Source organism: uncultured Bacteroides sp. (assembly GCF_902491285.1).
In the GTDB taxonomy this organism is placed as follows: Bacteria; Bacteroidota; Bacteroidia; order Bacteroidales; family Bacteroidaceae; genus Bacteroides.
On the sequence record NZ_CABUHK010000005.1, the window covers coordinates 99,862 to 117,423 of the forward strand.

Consider the following 17,562-nt stretch of genomic DNA (forward strand, 5'->3'; position numbering starts at 1 on the left):
GCGAATTAGTAATTAATAAGTCGTCGGTGGTTATTGATAATCACACGTTGAAACGGAAATGCATGATGTCGCCATCCTGCACGATATATTCTTTTCCTTCCACACCCATTTTTCCGGCTTCCTTCACGGCTGCTTCCGAGCCGTATTGGATATAATCTTCGTATTTGATAACTTCCGCACGGATGAACCCTTTCTCAAAATCGGTATGGATAACACCTGCGCATTGCGGAGCTTTCCAACCTTTCTCGTAAGTCCAGGCACGTACTTCCTGTACGCCGGCTGTGAAGTAAGTCTCAAGGTTCAGTAACTTATAAGCCGATTTGATAAGACGTGCTACGCCCGACTCTTCCAGACCCACTTCGGCAAGGAACATCTGGCGGTCTTCATACGTTTCCAGTTCGGCGATGTCCGCTTCTGTCTTGGCTGCGACAATCAGGATTTGGGCATCCTCGTCTTTTACAGCTTCACGTACCATATCTACATATTTGTTGCCGTTTACCGCACTTGCCTCGTCTACGTTGCAGACATACATCACAGGTTTGCTGGTCAGCAGGAACAATTCACGGGCAATCTTCTGTTCGTCTTTCGTCTCGAAAGTAACGGTACGCGCCGATTTCCCTTGTTCCAGAGCGTCTTTATATCGCACCAGTACGTCATAAGCCTGTTTGGCGGCCTTGTCGCCACCTGTCTGTGCCTGTTTCTGTACTTTCTGAATACGGCTTTCGATGGTTTCCAGGTCTTTCAACTGAAGTTCGTAGTCGATGATTTCTTTGTCGCGGACAGGATTTACACTTCCGTCTACATGCGTCACGTTTTCATCGTCAAAGCAACGGAGTACGTGAATAATTGCGTCTGTCTCACGGATATTGGCAAGGAACTTGTTTCCCAGTCCTTCACCTTTGCTTGCGCCTTTTACCAGTCCGGCGATATCTACGATTTCTACGGTTGTAGGGACAATTCGTTGGGGATGCACTAACTCTGCCAGTGCATTCAGACGTTCGTCGGGGACGGTGATTACACCTACATTCGGTTCAATTGTACAGAAAGGGAAATTTGCCGCCTGTGCTTTCGCGTTCGACAAACAGTTGAAAAGTGTCGACTTACCCACGTTCGGTAGTCCTACAATACCACATTGCAATGCCATATTAATCTATTATTACTTTTGTTACCAAGTTGCTCATTTTAGTTTGCAAAGATAATCATTTTTGAACTAATAAAGGAAACTTGGTTCACTTTCTGTCTTTTCCCCTTATTCCCGACTACTTCCGATTGGAAAGTTAAGCCGAAAGAATAAGGGGAAAAAGTATTCATTTCATTACTCACAAGGTGGTACCTCGGAAATACTACCGTATCGGTGGTACTCGAAAGAGATGCTTTGTTCCTTGATATAGTGTATCAGTTCGATACGTCCCTGCTTGACCGGCGGTGCTGTCGCAATATATTTATTGGCTTCGGCAGCCCGTTCGTACATGATTTTGGGGATATTCGGCGAGCAAGTCCGTACTCTTTCGTATTCCGGCATTACTTTCAGGAAGTCGTCCAATGATTCTTTTCGAAGCGTACAGCCTAGTCCGGCAAGTTTGGCGCTGCGGTCGTCTGCCGGGTCGAAACTGATAGTGAGAGGTGTTTGACAGATTTCTGCGGCATATGTAATCATATCGACTTCTTCATCTGAATTTTCAGGGAAAAGGCGCAGAATCATATTTTTCAAAGGCAGGTAACGGAAGACATTCTGTTCTCCGTATAGCTGATTAACATCCCTTGGTTCAAAAAACTCTTCCTCATAAACATCAGCATAACTATCTATATAATCAGTCTTGCTGTCCGGTTTATCGGTGATTTCCACAAAACAAGTACAATAATTAGGCCCACCCGCTTTGATACCGCCGCCAAAAGCAGACAGTTTCATTCCGCCGAATGGCTGGCGGTTGACGATTGCTCCCGTGATTCCCCGGTTGATATACAGGTTTCCTGCCATTACGGAGTTCTTCCACCGTTTCTGCTCGGCTTCGTCAAGACTCTGTAATCCTGAAGTTAATCCGTAATCCAGGCTATTGACTAATTGAATACCTTCTTCGAGATTCTCAATGCAAGCGACACTTAGTAGCGGGCCGAATAACTCCGTGCGGAAAGAGAAGTTTTGCGGCTTTACTCCCCATTTGACAGTGGGAGTCAGCATATATTCTTTCTCGTCTATAAAGCGGGGTGGAACCAGCCACGACTCTCCCGGTTCGAGATTAAAGGCTTGCAGCAGCTTGTCATTCTTATTGGTAATCATCGGACCTACCATATTCCCGGCATTCCAGACACTGCCTGTTTTCAGACTTGTTGCCGCATCTTTCAGTTTGCTTTGGAAGTTCTCGTCTTCGTAGACTGAACGTTCTACCAGTAACAGCGAGCAGGCGGAACATTTCTGTCCGGCATTGCCGAAGGCAGAAGTGACGATATTCATGATAGCATGGTCGCGGTCACCCGATGCCGTGAGGATAATGACGTTTTTACCACCTGTTTCCGCTGATAGCGGAATTATCGGATTGGTCTTTGCAATATTTTGGGCGGTATCTGTGCCGCCGGTCAGGATAATATGCTTGATGGCGGGAGCAGTAGTCAGTACTTTCAGTGCTTCCCGATTGGTAATGATGACCTGTAATGCTTCTTTGGGCACTCCTGCGTCCCAAAATGCCTTGGCAAACATCCAGGCAACCGGAGCTGCCACAGTAGCAGGTTTCAGGATAACCGTATTTCCGCCTGCCAATCCCGCTACTATACCACCTACGGGGATAGCGCAAGGGAAATTCCAGGGAGAAATAACCAATATCGTTCCCTTCGGCTTCATCTCTATATCATCCAATACGGCAAACTTCTTCATCGCCGTCGTATAGAAACGGGCATAATCTACCGCTTCCGAAACTTCTACATCACCCTCAATCACCGTTTTACCCGTCACGGCACACATACAACCTATCAGGTCGCCCCTCATGTCAGCCAACCGGTTGGATGCTTCGTACATAATCCGATGGCGTTCTTCCAGAGTAGTCTTTCTCCACCCGGCAGGGTCTGCTTCTGCAATCCCGATAATCTTTTCCACTTGTGCGCTGTCCGCCTGCGACATTTCACAGATACAGACTTCATCATTCTGACAACGGTCGAGGTATTTATAACGGCTTTCACATACTACCGTTTCCGCACCTATCTGTAACGGAATAATTTCCGGTTCTTCCGTCCCGTTTTTCTTCCATTTGGCGAAGATACGACGTACCCATTCCTGATTCTGTGACAAATCGAAATCCGTATCCGGTTCATTCTTCATCATATCCGGCGGTGCGACGGGAGTATAAGGAAGATTACGATTCTGAATACGTGGCGATACATGAGTAATAGTATCTTTCATCGCATACGCATCTTCAAACTGTTTCGCAAGGAAATCCCATTCTTTCGTATTCGGTTTCAGATTGAAAGAGTGAGTCAGGAAGTTGTCAGGTGCCGTGTTTTCATCCATCCGGCGGACAAGATAAGAAACTGCATTCAGGAAATGCTCGTTCTTGACTACCGGGGTATAGAGAATTACCCGATTGCCAAGCATAGACTGGGCACGCCATAGATGATTGGCCATTCCTTCCAGCATTTCAAATGTCATATATTCGGCTGTGCCGTACTTCTGAGCTAACAAATAAGCGTAAGCGATAGAGAACAGATTATGAGAAGCTACGCCAAGATGCAATGCCTTGGCATTTTCGGGCATCAATGCCCGTTCCAACAGGTGCAGATAGTTGGCGTCCACTTCCGTCTTGGAAGGGAGAATCGGATTCGGCCAACCTCTTAGGGAAGAAATAACCGTTTCCATCTCAAGGTTACAGCCTTTTACAAGGCGCATCTTGATAGGAGCACCGCCTTCCGCTATGCGGGCTTTGGCAAATTCCAGCAATTCCGTCTGGAAATCATGGGCATCCGGCAGATAAGCCTGAACAACGATTCCCGCAGAGTAATTCTTAAACTGTGGCAAACTAAGCACAGTCTTGAAAAGACGCAATGTGAAATGCGCGTCTTTGTATTCTTCCATGTCCAAATTGATGAATTTGGATTGTTTTGCTCCGGTTTCGTCTATATACGGAAAATCAATAGCCTTCTGATAAAGCGCAGACATTCGCGAGACGAGTTCAGGAAAACTTTCCTCATAATTCAGGGCATGGGTCTGAGCGTATATTCCCGATATTTTCACAGAGATATAATTAATATCGGGTGATTCCAGCGCTTCTAAATAATGGTGGTAACGATGGTCGGCTTCCCCGTTACCAAGCACTACTTCACCCAGCAGATTTACGTTCTGCCCGATTTTCTCTTGTGCACGGGTAGCGAGATGCTTTGTGAGTTGCGGACGTTCCTCATTGATGATGACTTGCGAGGTATCCATGCGCAAACGCTTTTTGATAATCGGGATAGCGATAAAGTCGAAATGATAGCCGAATGCCTGATACATTTTGAAGAGGAAAGCATCCCGTTTATTCAGAAATTCGGGTACGCCGTATTGGTCGAGAAGAGTCTTGATGCGTTTGGCGAGTATTCTCCGGTCACGGATTTGTGAAGATTCATCGAGCATCTTGACCAGGAACTTCTTGTCCTGCGGGCGCTGCACCATAACGGCGTATTTATGCTGTTCCCGGCGTTCGGCTTCAGTAATGGTATCTTCACAAGTCTGATATAGTTTGAGTACCCAATCCTGTACTTCAGTGAGGGTCGGTTGAAATTGTTTGTCCATAAGAATTTGTTCTATGTAGATGGTGGAAAATGAAGAAAAGAATCTCAAATTGCAATTTACATATCACGGAAGGTGGGGCTGAACATAACAGCACGGTAGCGATGCAGGGTTTGCAACGCTTGCTGCGAGAAGCGGTCGAACAGATACTGTTGTTTCATATTCGTCGTTTTTTTAAGTTATTAGAAACGAAAGGCTTACACTTCTCACAAAGATAAAAAGAATTCGTGAGATTCAGGCAGATTTTGGCGGAATAAAGTAAGTGGTTGGAGACTAAAGGAATTGGGTGTTGAATGACTGTATTCTTCCTTTTTCCAAAAAAGCGGGATATTGAGGAGTTGTGAGGTAATTTTGCTACCTATCCGTTGCCTTTTTTAGTGTCGAACGACATCGAAAATGAAACGTGAAACTACTCTGATTTCGCCTCTGCCATCTCAAAGAACCCTTGTTTGAGAGAATAAAGATACGCAGAATTTTCCGTATATCGGTAAAATATGCCTATTGTTTTCTGTTTCAAGGGGCTGTTTCTATGTTCTGCCATATTTTTCATGCTGACAGGTAACTCTATACCGGTTAATTTTGCAATTAAAAGTATAGAGCTATGAATCAAGAAGATGTAAGGGTTTCGTTCTACCTGAAAAAGAGCGAAGCGGACGAGCAGGGAGAGTGCCCGATTATGGGCAGGTTGAATGTAGGCAAGTATTCCGAGGCGGCCTTCAGCATGAAGATGACGGCTCCGGAATCGGCATGGCTTTCCGGTCGTGCCACGGGGAAGAGCGCAAGGTCAAGGGAAATCAACCAGCAGTTGGACGAGATACGCGCTTCGGCACTCTCCATCTATCAGGACTTGTTTGCCCTTCGGGAGAAAGTATCAGCCGAGGAGGTGAAATGTATCCTTTTGGGCATGGCTTACGGGCAGGAAACTTTGGTGGCGTTCTTCCTCAGTTTCATAAAGAAATTCGAGAAAAAAGTCGGAATCAATCGTGAGGAAAGCACGGCCACATCCTACAAGTATGCTTGTGGCCAACTCATGCAGTTTCTCAACAAGGAATACAACCTTTCGGACATTCCCTTCACGGCATTGGACAGGTCTTTCATAGACAAATATGATCTATACCTGCGGACGGACTGCCAACTGAGTGCGGGAACTATTCTGCTGCTGACCACACAGCTGATGACGGTTATCCGGAAAGCGAAGTCGGCAGGTATCCTGACGTCCAATCCGTTTGCAGGCTATGAGGCGGAACGACCGGCAAGGGAAATAAAGTATCTCACGGAGCATGAACTGGAACGCATCATGTCGACACCGCTCCATAACAGGAAACTCTACCATATCCGTGATCTGTTTCTCTTTTCCTGCTTTACCGGCATTCCATACGGGGATATGTGCCGCTTGTCGGATGAAGACCTCGTGGCTGTCGAGGACGGCACATTGTGGATTAAGACCTCCCGCAAGAAAACAAAAATCAGCTATGAGGTCCCCTTACTGGATATTCCGCTCTATATCCTTGAAAAGTACAGGGATGCCGCACCGGAAGGAAAACTGCTGCCGATGTACAGCAACAGCGAATTGAATAACGCGCTGAAAACCATCGCAGACCTGTGCGGTATCAAGCAACGACTCGTATTCCATCAGGCCCGCCATACCAGCGCGACGACCGTACTTCTGTCGAACGGAGTCCCGCTTGAAACCGTGAGCAAGATATTGGGGCATGAACGGATAAGCACCACCCAGATTTATGCCCATGTGACCGATGATAAAGTAGAGAACGACACCCGTATGCTCGATGCCAAGATTGCCGAGCGGTTCTCGGTTGCCATTTAACCTGTATGTCTAATATTAAACTTATCAGCCATGAACGTAAATAACAACATTCGGAATAAAGAGATAAAGCACCGCAGCACGTTTGCCATCCTGTTCTATATCAACCGCACAAAGGTACGCAAAGATGGAACATGCCAGCTGTTGTGCAAGGTAAGTGTCGATGCCAAATGGGAACAAATAGGCATCAAGGTAGCCGTAAATCCCGCCCTGTGGAATCCGGAAACAGGACGTGCCGACGGCAGAAGCGAAAATGCCATTACCGTGAACCGCGCCATAGTCGACCTGGACAAACAGATCCGTGGACATTACAAGCGTATCAAAAACAGTCTGGGTTTCGTTACAGCGGAATTGATCAAGAATGCCATGCTGGGTATCGGTGAGAAAAAACTGACCTTACTGGCACTGTTTACGGAACATAACGAGGAGTTCAAGAAAAGAATCGGCGTGGACCGGGAGGAAGGGAGTTACGAAAGCTATACCCGTTCCTACAGACACTTGCATGAGTTTATACGGGATAAAAAGAAAACGGAAGATGTCACCCTGAAAAGTCTCGACCAGGATTTTTATGATGATTTCGAGTTGTACCTGCGAAGCAATTGCGGTATGCAGCAGAAAACCGTGCATGAACACTTGTACCGCTTGAAAAAGATGACCAAACGAGCGGTGAGCCAGGGAACATTACGCCGCGACCCTTACGATGAACTGCATCCGGCACTTCCGAAGCGCAAAAGCCGCCATCTGAAATACGAGGACCTGACGAAACTGATGGCGACACAACTCGATAAACCCAACCTGCAACGTGTCCGTGACTGGTTCATTTTTTCGACGTTCACGGGTCTGGCTTATGCCGACCTGAAACGCTTGTCGGAAAAGGATATCATACAGAAGGAGGACGGAAGTCAGTGGATTCGTATCCGGCGAAAAAAAACGGATGTCGCCTCTTATATCCGATTGTTGGATATTCCCTTGCGGATTATAGAGAAGTACAAGCCGGAACGTCGGAGCGACAAGATTTTCAACGTGTATTGTCGCGGATATTTGATTAAACTCACGAAAGAGGTCGGAAAACAATACGGATTCTACATGACTTTCCACAAGGCGAGGCATAATTTCGGAACGCATATCACGCTCTCGTTGGGTATTCCGATAGAAACCGTGAGCCGCATGATGGGACATACCAGCATCACGACTACCCAGATATATGCTGAGGTGAAAAGCCGGAAAGTGGACGAGGACACGAAAGCATTACGTGAAATGTCGGCAAAACGGCCGGTAAACCTCTACGAAGAAGAAGTTATCGCCAAGCCCAAGCGGAAAAGAAAGACTGTGTAAACAAGCGGCAATAAAAATGAGAGGAACAATCCGTATTATCGGGCTGTTCCTCTCGTACTGTTCCGTTGGAACCGCTTGCTCAGATCATAACCATTTCTGTTGTTCGTCAAGGCACTTTCTATGCGCCTCTTCCAGCAGTTGCTGAATTTCCGATTCCTTGTACAGCACCTTGCCTTGTATCAGGTAGTAAGGCAGGATGCGCAATGACCGGTATTCCTGCAAGGTGCGGCGGCTGATACGCAGGAGTTTTGCCAGTTCCACATCATTCATGAAACGTTCGCCGTTGAACGAGCGTTGACAGTTCGGTTCCATTTTCTTCAGTGCCCTGCCGGTATTCTCCAGACGGCGGAGAAGGTCGGCTACACGCGGGTCTTGCTTGTCAATGAAATAATGGTTCATAGTTTCTTTGAATTAGCATGATAATACGACTGTAATACTTTCTCCACGTCTTCAGGCTTGTAGAACAGCTTGTTCTTGATCCTGCCGAAAGGCAGTAATCCTTTGGCCCGGTACTCCTGTAGGGTACGCTTCGATATGCCAAGAATGTCGCATACCTCCTGGTTGTCCAGCCATTTTTTCAAGCCGAGGTCTTCCTGCCGTTTACATAGTATGTCGGCCTTTTCCTCGATGGTTTTCACACGCGTCATGAGCGCGTCGAAAGTCCGGATGTCCATACTGATAATTTCCATTGCAATTCTTCATTTTAATTTGTTAAACATTGATTCTGTTTCGCTCCATTTCCGCGAGGGAGAGCCTGCCTTTCCGGTTCAGAAATTCCTTGACCTCGGATGATTTGTAATAGGTACGCCCGTCTATCATGTAGTAAGTCACGAGTTTTTTCTGGCGGTACCGTGCAAGGGTACGTTTCGTGATACCGAGCAACTCGCACATGTCCTGGTTATCCAGCAGCTTGTCGCCGTCAAGGGCAGAGGTCTGCCGGTTCATGCGGCTCAGCTTGTCTTCAATCTTGTCGAACCGTTCCATGATTTGGTGAAGCATCATCTGGAACGTCTCACGGTCTATCTGTATCATAATATGATCTGTCTTTTGAGTGTAAATAATGACTGATTACACCTTGTCGCGCAACAGGTTATACTATGATATAGGGCTAATGGCATACCAATGACCCTGCATTTCACGGAATAACACAGGCATTCCGCTGAAATACAGCGAAATAAAAATTATCAGAGGAAAGTTGAAATGAAAAAACGGTCTTGCAAAATGCAAGGATTCCCGCAATGTGCAAGTTACATCTTGCGAGGGTTGCGATAAATCAACCGGCAGATACCGTTGGAAAAGGTAGTGGCTTCATGCAACCGCCATTGCAGAGTAGGAAGAATGTTTTGTATGGAAGTTCCCCCGCCGGAGGAAATGGGAAGCAGGTAAACGATCAGTTCGTCCACGAGGTTGTAAAGGGAAAGCCCTCGGAGCAGTTCCAACGATTCGGAATCGGAAACTTCGGCCAAATAGGTAAAGGTATTGCCTTTGCCGTCTTTTTCGCAAAGCAGGTCCAAAATGGAATGGGGTAAAATCCTTGCGTCACAGCGTTCCCGCCAATGGGCAAAACCTTTCCTGTGGTTCATTACCCATCGCATCGACATATCGGCGGCATCCGGCAGAAAGCCGTCCAGTGTCATAGCCGTTACTGCTTGGATTTTTGGCATATACCCCGGTTTTTAATTTTACTCTCAACCGGAAGCCGTCAAAAAAAAGAAGCGTGCAAACACGCTACTTCTAATGGAGGCTCTGGAATGCCTTAACAGGAATAGGTGAATGCACGCTATGCGTAGGCATAGCATAAGCAATCACGCAATAGTTCCTGTTAATGTTAATTTACCAGATTCCCATTAGAAACGCCTTGCGGTCTTATGTTATATATCGTCGGCAACTGCCCTATTGACAGTAAGCCGATTTTTCTCTATTTAATTGCAAAATTACATATATTCAGCGATATTTCCATTAATTACAGTTATCAATTTCACTTCAGCCCGTATTTCTTCATTTTCCGGTACAGCGTTGCCGGATTGATATTCAGCATCGCCGCGGCTTGTTCCCGGTGTCCGTTGCAAACCTTCAGAGCATTGATAATGCTCTCTTTCTCCATCGATTCATCTCTCAGGGGCAGGACGGTACGTGAAGGGGCATCGTCATTTACGCATGGACGGATTTCCATATCCAACGCTTCCATATTCAGCATCGGCGTTTCCGTGACCAGTACGGCACGTTTGATTCGGTTCTGCAACTCCCGCACGTTGCCCGGCCAGTGATAGGCGAGCATCCTGCGCCTGGCATCGTCCGTAAAGCCTTGCGTTTCCCGTTTCAGTTCTTTGGAATGACGTTCACGGAAAAATTCGGCCAGCGGCAGGATGTCTTCCGGACACTCTGCCAACGACGGCTGCCGAATCTCGAACTCGTTCAGCCGGTGGTAGAGGTCTTCCCTGAAACGTCCCTCCCGGATGGCCAGTTGCATATCCTCGTTCGTGGCGGCAATTATCCGCACATCGGCTGTCCGTTCCCTGCCGCCTACCGGAGCATAGGTATTCTCCTGCAATACCCGCAGGAGCAAGGACTGTATCTCGTAGGACATCGTCCCTATTTCGTCCAGAAACAGCGTGCCGCCTTTCGCCATGTCGAAATATCCGGTCTTGGCGCTGTCGGCACCGGTAAACGACCCTTTCTCGTGCCCGAAGAAGAGCGAGGCGGCCAGTTCACGCGGTAACGCCCCGCAGTTTATCGCGACGAACGGCATATTCCAGCGTTCGCTGTTGTTATGGATGGTTTGTGCTATCGATTCTTTGCCGGTTCCGTTGGCACCGAGAATCATTACCGACATATCGGACGGAGCAACCAGCCTGGCAAACTTTTCCGCTTGCAGAATCCTGGGGCTTGTTCGGTGAAACAGCTCCTTCTCTTTCCTGCGCACCGTAGCCACCGGGCGGAACACATCTTCCGCCAACTCCAGCAGATGCTCCCGGTGTACCGGTTTGGGCAGGTAATCCCTGGCTCCGAGCTTGATGGTACGCACCACATCCGAAACGGAAACATATTCCGTGGTCAGGATGAACGGGATGTCCTTCCTTTCCTTGCGCAACCATTCCAGCAGGGAAATGCCGTCCCCTTCAGGTAACCGCACATCCGACAATATCAGGTCGAACTGCGTTCTGCGTATCAACGAGCGTGCTATCGTCTCGTTCATGGCCGTCACGGCATCATAACCGGCCTGTGAGAGCCAGTCTTTCTGCATCTGTGACAGACCTACATTGTCTTCAACTATCAGTATTTTCCGTTTCATTCGTCACTCTTTTTATCTCGGCTTCCGCCACTTTAATCAGTATGGCGGCGTAATCCATAATCTGCCGGGTATGTTCATTCAATATCTTATCGTTTATAGTCTCGTTTTTCAGTAAAGCGCGATAAGCCGACAAGGCTTCTTCCATTTGCAGTAATTCCCACATCGGTTGCATCCGGTGGGTGATTTCACGCAATTTCTGCCTGTCACCGTTTTTCATTGCCGTACCGAGTTCCTCCCGGTCTTTTTCTGACTGGGATATAAAGGAAAGAAGCGTTTTTGATTTGTCGCTGACTTCAGAGAGTATCAGACTGAAATCGACGCTATGGGTCTCTTCCTGCCGGTTTCTTCTTATCGTTGAAAGCAGGCTGAGCAACTCGGAGGAAGAGAAAGGCTTGTAGATATAGTCTGTAAATCCGGCATGGAGAAATGCCTCCTTGTCACTGTCACCGCGTGCTGTCATGGCCACAACAGGTATGGTACGGGAGTTCCCGATATTTGAGTTCCGCAACAGAGTCAGCAGATCGAAGCCGTTGGTGCCCGGCATTTGGATGTCGGACAGCAGCAAGTCATAATCCTTGCCCCGCATTGCCTTTACGACCTCTTTGGAGGTGGCACAGGTTGTACAGTTCATTCCGTTACGCTCCAGCATCTCCTTTATCACATCCAGCAACATGGTGTCATCATCAATGACAAGTACATTTTGGGGCAGGTGCACCGGGTGTGGGATTATCCGGTTCTCGCTTTCTATCGGTTCATCCGTCATCTTCATGGGAAGTGTCACGCGGAAAGTACTGCCTTGGTCTATACTGCTTGTCACATTGATGGTTCCGCCAAGCAGGTTGACAAGTCCTTTCGTGATTGGCAGCCCCAATCCGAATCCATGGGCGTTGGCCACTGAACTCAAACGTTCGAACGGACGGAAGATACGGGAGAGCGTCTCCTCACTCATACCAATACCGGTATCTTTGACTTCTAACAGCAGCTCTCCTTCATGATAACAGGCATTCAGACTGATTGTACCGGCTTCCGTGAATTTGACTGCATTGCTGAGCAGGTTGTCTATAATCTGCTCGATACGGTCCACATCGCCGTAAAGTTTGACATCGGTATCCTTGAAATCGTGACAGAACAGGATTCCCTTGTTATTGACCACGTGGGAGAATCCGAAAACGGTACGTTCCAACAAGTCTTTAAGGCTGAACGGCACATCGTTGCGGGTTTCTTTGGCCTCGTTCAGACGGTACACGTCCAGCAGGTTGTTGAGCAAGTGTACCACGTGTTTACATACAATTCGGATGTTGTTCATGTGATTGTTCCTGCGTTTCTTTTCACGAGTATCCATAGCCAGTTCGGCACTCCCGCTGATGATGTTCAGCGGGGCGCGGATGTCATGGGAAATGGTCAGGATAATATTCTTCCGCATTTCCAGCAACGCATAGTTCTGTTCTATCGTTTCTTCCAGGCGTTTCCTGTTCCTTGCCTTAATCTTGATATCCCGTTGTATGATAAGATACAAGACAAACAACAGGATTATGGAGAAGATTATCAGGCCGGTTATTACAAGGGTGGAATGCTCGTATGAATCCTTCAAACGGACTTCTTTGTTCCGGAGGGCGGACAATGCCTGCTCATCCAGGCTTGTGATTAACGTGCGCAACTTACCGTTGAGTTCACGGTTATGCAACCGCAGACTGTCCGTATAGGTCTCGATGTTTCTTCTGCGTTCTTCCTGCAAGGAAATAAGCTCGTTCCCCCGTGCTCTCACTTTGGTATTAGCGGATGGCAATTGTACGGTTTCCTTGCCTCCGAATAATCCGGCTATCCCTTTTTTCTTGCGGGTGACAGTACGGGAGGTATTTGCTTGTGATGTGACAAGTGAATATTGGCCGGCCAGCAGGCTGTCGATTTGTTTTTGTTGCCGGAAAATCTCTTTCATCCGCAACAGATGTTCCTCTTTGTTGAGCAGTAGGGAACGGAGGGAATCCACTTGTTCCGGACGTACAAATTCCTTGCATTGTTCACGTAAAATTTGCAGCAGGGAATCCGCCTTCAGACGACGTGTACGGTATAACTCACAATCTTTATCTGTCCACGTCATGACGGATTCCCCGAAAGTAGCAAGCACGGTGATATGGCGATGGGTAGTGCTGATATTGCTTTGTGTCTGGAATATGGTTATCGACTCCTGCTCTATCTCCGCCACACGTTTACGCTCGTGTAAAACGATGGCGACCATACTACCGATAATCGCCATTAGAAGAAAATATCCTATGAATATCTTATGCTGCAATAGTAATTTCATTAGCTTTTGAGTCTTTATTATATACTATTGAGCCTTTACGATTCCGCTCAGCGGGTCGAACCGCATGGCTTGGTTGCTGAACAGCCGTTCGATATAACCGCTCCGGCGCATCTCCTCTGTTGGCATACAATGAAGTCCGGGGGTGTCTATGAGGGCTATTCTGTCGCTCAGGGAGAGGGCTATGTCGAGTTCGTGGGTGGAAAACAGGATGCACTTTCCTTCGTTATGGGCCAGCCGGGCGAGCAGCGAACAGAGTTCGTAACGGTTGGGCATGTCGAGGAACGAGGTAGGCTCGTCCAGCAGGATGATGGGTGTGGACTGTGCCAATGCGCGGGCAATCATGATGCGCTGGCACTCGCCGTCCGACATCCTGTCCATCGTGCGTTCCGCATAGTCCTCCATGCCTACCGAGGCGAGCGACCGCATAACGATCTCCGTGTCGGCCTTCTGCATCCTTCCTATCCAATTGGTATAGGGTGCGCGGCCGATAGCCACGACGTCCTCGCATTTGAGGTTGGCGATGCGAGTGCGCTCGGTCGTGACGAATGCCAGTGTTCTTGCCCTCTCTGCAACCCGCATATCGGCGGCGTTATGCCCGTCGAGCAGGATTCGACCGGCATAACGGCGGTTCAGTCCGGCGATGGCGCGGAGCAGCGTCGATTTGCCCGTGCCGTTGCGCCCGATAAGGGCTGTCAGTTTGCCTTTTTCTATGGTGGTTTCCACCTCGCAGAGCAAAGTTCGCTCGCCGTAGCCTATGGAAAAATCGTGTAACTCTATCATGCTGTAACGGATTTGTTGCGCAAGACCACCCACACCACAATGGGGATTCCCAGCAATGCGGTGATGGCGTTGATCGGCAGGGTGAACAGTTTGGAAACGAGGTCGCAAAGCAGCAGCACGGAAGCACCCGAAAGAACGGTTCCCGGCACGAGCACCCGATGGTCACTGTTGCGGAACAGCATCCGCGTGACGTGGGGCATGGCCAGCCCGATGAAACCTATCGGACCGCAAAAGGCGGTCACAGTGCCGGCTAGCAACGTCGTGGAGAGGAACAGCAGTCCGCGTGAGCGACGGACGTTCAGCCCCATCGTCACGGCATACTCCTCGCCGAACAGCAGCAGGTTGAGCGGCTTGATCGTCACCACCGCCAACAACAGTCCGGTGACAATCGACGGGATAAGCACTGTAAGCTGGTTGAGGGTCACATCGCCGAGCGACCCCATCGTCCAGACGACGAACATTTTCAAGGATTCATCGTTGGCAACATACTGCAATATTTGGACGACCGCACCGATTCCCGACGAGAACATCATGCCGAGAATCAGAATTACCATGATATCCTTGATGCGGTGTCCGACGGCGGCGATGACAACCAACACGATTGCCGCTCCGAGCCATGCCGCCCCAGCGATGCCTATCGACGAGCCGACACCGGCAAGTACGACGAGTGCCACGCCGAGGCTCGCGCCCGAACTGATGCCGAGCACGTAAGGCCCGGCAAGGGGATTGCGGAAGAGGGTCTGCATCTGAAGACCGCTGACCGACAGGGCGGCTCCGGCCAGCAACGCGACCACCGCCTTAATCAGTCGGATATTCAGTATGATTTTCGCCGTCGCTCGCGGACAATCGCCACCCGTCAGGGCCGCCCAAACATCGCCGAGCGGCACGGCGACAGCCCCCACCGCCAAATCCAGCAGAAACAGGAAGAGGGTGAGGGCAACCAGTGCGGTAAATAATAGGACGGAACGGGAGCGCATTTATTTCAATTGCTTGTAATAGACGAAATCTTCTGCGACCAGTTCGGGGTGGAATATCTTTACGAGGTCTCGTAGCACGAGGTCGGGATTCACCACGGCCGACTCGTAGTAGTCGTTGCCGCCGGCGGCATTCGTGCGGGCGTTGTTGTTATAGACGTATCCGTTGCGGAAGCACCGGGTGTCGGTGAACTTCGGGCAGGCGGCTCGCAGTTCGTCGAGCGTGTTCGCCATACCCACATGCAGCCACATATCGACTTGCGAGGCCAGCAGATACGCCTCTTCGAGGTCGATGGGCGCAGAAGCGTTTCCCGTGTTCTTCTTGTAGATGTAATCGCCTCCGGCATCTTTGATCAACCGGGCGACATAGCTTTCGGTCGAGGGCATGAACCAATTGTCGCCGTAAGGCGTGTTGAGCATCACTGAAGGGGCATCGATGGCTGCATCGGTTACTCGCTTTTTCAAAGCGTTATAGCGAACCGGGATATCGGCAAACACTTTCTCTCCCTCTGTCCGTTTCCCTGTAACCTCCGCTAATGCCACCAGCCATTCGGCCTTGCCCAACGGAGACTCTTCCAGGTAATCGCCAACATACATGAACGGGATGTTCAGTTCTTTCAGTTTTCCCTCCATCGAGCTCGCGCCGTTCACGCCGTAAAGCAGCACGAGGTCGGGGTCGAGCGAGAGCAGCAGTTCGTAATTGATGTTCCCTTCGTAGCCCACGTCGCCGACGCTGTCACGACGAGCCTGAATATCGGGATTGGAAATGTAGTCGATACCCGATACGCCAACGACGCAACGGTCTTCGTCAATAGCATCGAGCATGGCGATATGGGTAGAGGACATGCAGATGATGTGTTCGGCATCTTTTCCGAGCACCTGACCTGTGAAATCTTCGGGTACGCTTTCTCCGTCACGGGCGATGAACAGGTATGTGGTAATGCTGTCAGCTCCCTGCCAAGGGTTCGTGACGGTAACCAATACGCTCTTTTTACCGTCTGCACCTTTTATGTCAAACTCCGAAGCGTATTCGGGTGTATAGACCGCTCGGTTGAAATCGGCAAGTTTGGAACTCTTATCATGGCAGCCTGTGAATGTCAGTACAAGCAGCAATATCAGGCTCAGATTTTTCAATGCTTTCATATCGTTACAAATTTGTGTTTACGGACTTTTTCTTGTTTTTCCCGAACTTCGGGGTGATACCGATGAACAGCTCGAAGTTGATGCCGGGCATGGGGCGCGAGAGTACCGAGAGGTAATCTTCATTGAAAAGGTTGTTGACAGCGAATTTCAATTGCACGTCCACCGGTTTGAAAAAGAGGTTTTTCTCCAAGGAGACGTTGCTCATGAAATATTCGGGCAGGTGTCCTGTCAATGTGTAGTCGTTGCTCGACATGGTGAAACGCTCCGAGTAGAACGTCCACTTGTAAAGGAACGCCCACGACCGCCACGACAACCGTCCTGTCAGCGAGGCGGAATGCTCCGGCACGTAGGGTAACTGTTTGCCCACCGACTGGTCAGCAGGTGACATTTTCTCGCCCTCGTTGATAGAGGGTGTCCACGAATAGGAACCGTTCAGGTCAATGAGCCAATCCTTTGCCGGCTGCACGGCCAGGTTCGCCTTGACCTCGATGCCGTAGGCGTGTACCTTCTTCACGTTGCGGGGCGAAAAGAATCCTTTGGTGGTGGGCAGCCAGATAATCCAGTCGTCGATGTAGGAATCGAACCAGTTCACGCCGCCGTTCAACTTATAGACATTTTCTTTGCCGACCTCGAAACTTACACCTGCATCGTAGCTGAAACCATGCTCGTTTCTCAGATTGGGATTGCCACCGGGCAGGAAATAGAGGTCATTCAGCGTCGGGAAACGGTAATTGCGTGAAACAGAAGCTTTGAGCATCACATTCCCTTTCGGAGAAATGATGCCGTCAATAAAAAAAGCCGGTATAAGCGGAGCCCACTCGAAACCGTACATTTCTTCTCGCAACACAACCGACATGCCAAGCCGGTCTATCGGTTGCCACTTGGCAGATACGGAGCCTGAAAGTTCCACGCGTCCTTTGTCATAGCCCACGATGGCTTTGCCTCCGTCCTGCAAGATGATATTCTTGTCCTCACTGCGTACCAAATGCTGGTGAGCCGATACGTTAGCGGTGAAAAACCAACGTTTTGTCGGACTGTATTCACCTTCAGCTTGCCCGTAGAACGTATTTACCTTGCTGCGGGAACGGGTCATCGACGCCCAGTTATCAGGTGCGACCTCACGCTTGTAGTCGTAGGCCATCCATGTGTGTATGTAACCGC

The 17,562-nt window shown here is 49.2% G+C and carries 14 protein-coding genes; 2 read left to right on the forward strand and 12 right to left on the reverse strand.

Features of this window, described 5'->3' with window-relative positions; all coding sequences use genetic code 11:
- Positions 1 to 40: 40 nt before the first annotated feature.
- The gene (gene ychF / locus RDN93_RS02475) at positions 41 to 1,144 is read right to left on the reverse strand and encodes a redox-regulated ATPase YchF (protein ID WP_308744078.1); all 1,104 of its coding nucleotides are present in this window, start codon (positions 1,142 to 1,144) and stop codon (positions 41 to 43) included.
- A 171-nt stretch (positions 1,145 to 1,315) separates the two neighbouring features.
- Positions 1,316 to 4,756 (reverse strand): bifunctional proline dehydrogenase/L-glutamate gamma-semialdehyde dehydrogenase, encoded by a 3,441-nt coding sequence (locus tag RDN93_RS02480; protein ID WP_308744079.1) that lies wholly within the window; start codon positions 4,754 to 4,756, stop codon positions 1,316 to 1,318.
- 598 nt (positions 4,757 to 5,354) lie between these two features.
- Between RDN93_RS02480 and RDN93_RS02485 the strand changes: the two genes are divergently transcribed.
- Positions 5,355 to 6,578: a site-specific integrase gene (locus RDN93_RS02485; RefSeq protein ID WP_308744080.1), complete on the forward strand. Its 1,224-nt coding sequence runs from the start codon at positions 5,355 to 5,357 to the stop codon at positions 6,576 to 6,578.
- A 30-nt stretch (positions 6,579 to 6,608) separates the two neighbouring features.
- Positions 6,609 to 7,910 (forward strand): site-specific integrase, encoded by a 1,302-nt coding sequence (locus RDN93_RS02490; RefSeq protein ID WP_005834082.1) that lies wholly within the window; start codon positions 6,609 to 6,611, stop codon positions 7,908 to 7,910.
- 84 nt (positions 7,911 to 7,994) lie between these two features.
- On the opposite strand, the gene RDN93_RS02495 is transcribed toward RDN93_RS02490, so the two are convergent.
- The 10 genes from RDN93_RS02495 to RDN93_RS02540 all read right to left on the reverse strand — a co-directional run.
- A complete protein-coding gene (locus RDN93_RS02495) occupies positions 7,995 to 8,309 on the reverse strand; it encodes a helix-turn-helix domain-containing protein (RefSeq protein ID WP_005834083.1) in 315 nt (104 codons plus the stop codon).
- Complete coding sequence (locus RDN93_RS02500) at positions 8,306 to 8,599, reverse strand: helix-turn-helix domain-containing protein (RefSeq protein WP_005834084.1); 294 nt, start codon at positions 8,597 to 8,599, stop codon at positions 8,306 to 8,308. Before RDN93_RS02500 ends, RDN93_RS02495 begins: the two co-directional genes overlap by 4 nt.
- A gap of 22 nt (positions 8,600 to 8,621) precedes the next feature.
- Entirely contained in the window at positions 8,622 to 8,942 is a 321-nt protein-coding gene (locus tag RDN93_RS02505) for a helix-turn-helix domain-containing protein (protein WP_005834085.1), read from the reverse strand.
- Between the two features lie 215 nt (positions 8,943 to 9,157).
- Complete coding sequence (locus RDN93_RS02510) at positions 9,158 to 9,574, reverse strand: hypothetical protein (protein WP_137569094.1); 417 nt, start codon at positions 9,572 to 9,574, stop codon at positions 9,158 to 9,160.
- 314 nt (positions 9,575 to 9,888) lie between these two features.
- Entirely contained in the window at positions 9,889 to 11,202 is a 1,314-nt protein-coding gene (locus RDN93_RS02515) for a sigma-54 dependent transcriptional regulator (protein WP_005834088.1), read from the reverse strand.
- Positions 11,177 to 13,504 (reverse strand): hybrid sensor histidine kinase/response regulator, encoded by a 2,328-nt coding sequence (locus tag RDN93_RS02520; protein ID WP_005834090.1) that lies wholly within the window; start codon positions 13,502 to 13,504, stop codon positions 11,177 to 11,179. Before RDN93_RS02520 ends, RDN93_RS02515 begins: the two co-directional genes overlap by 26 nt.
- A gap of 24 nt (positions 13,505 to 13,528) precedes the next feature.
- Positions 13,529 to 14,284 carry an ABC transporter ATP-binding protein gene (locus tag RDN93_RS02525; protein WP_005834092.1) on the reverse strand — a complete coding sequence of 252 codons (756 nt, stop codon included), beginning with the start codon at positions 14,282 to 14,284 and terminating at the stop codon, positions 13,529 to 13,531.
- Complete coding sequence (locus RDN93_RS02530) at positions 14,281 to 15,261, reverse strand: iron ABC transporter permease (protein WP_005834094.1); 981 nt, start codon at positions 15,259 to 15,261, stop codon at positions 14,281 to 14,283. The genes RDN93_RS02525 and RDN93_RS02530 overlap by 4 nt, the downstream gene beginning before the upstream one ends.
- The gene (locus RDN93_RS02535) at positions 15,262 to 16,401 is read right to left on the reverse strand and encodes an ABC transporter substrate-binding protein (RefSeq protein ID WP_005834096.1); all 1,140 of its coding nucleotides are present in this window, start codon (positions 16,399 to 16,401) and stop codon (positions 15,262 to 15,264) included.
- A 4-nt stretch (positions 16,402 to 16,405) separates the two neighbouring features.
- Positions 16,406 to 17,562: TonB-dependent receptor (locus RDN93_RS02540; protein ID WP_308744082.1), on the reverse strand; the 1,157-nt coding region annotated here is incomplete at its 5' end.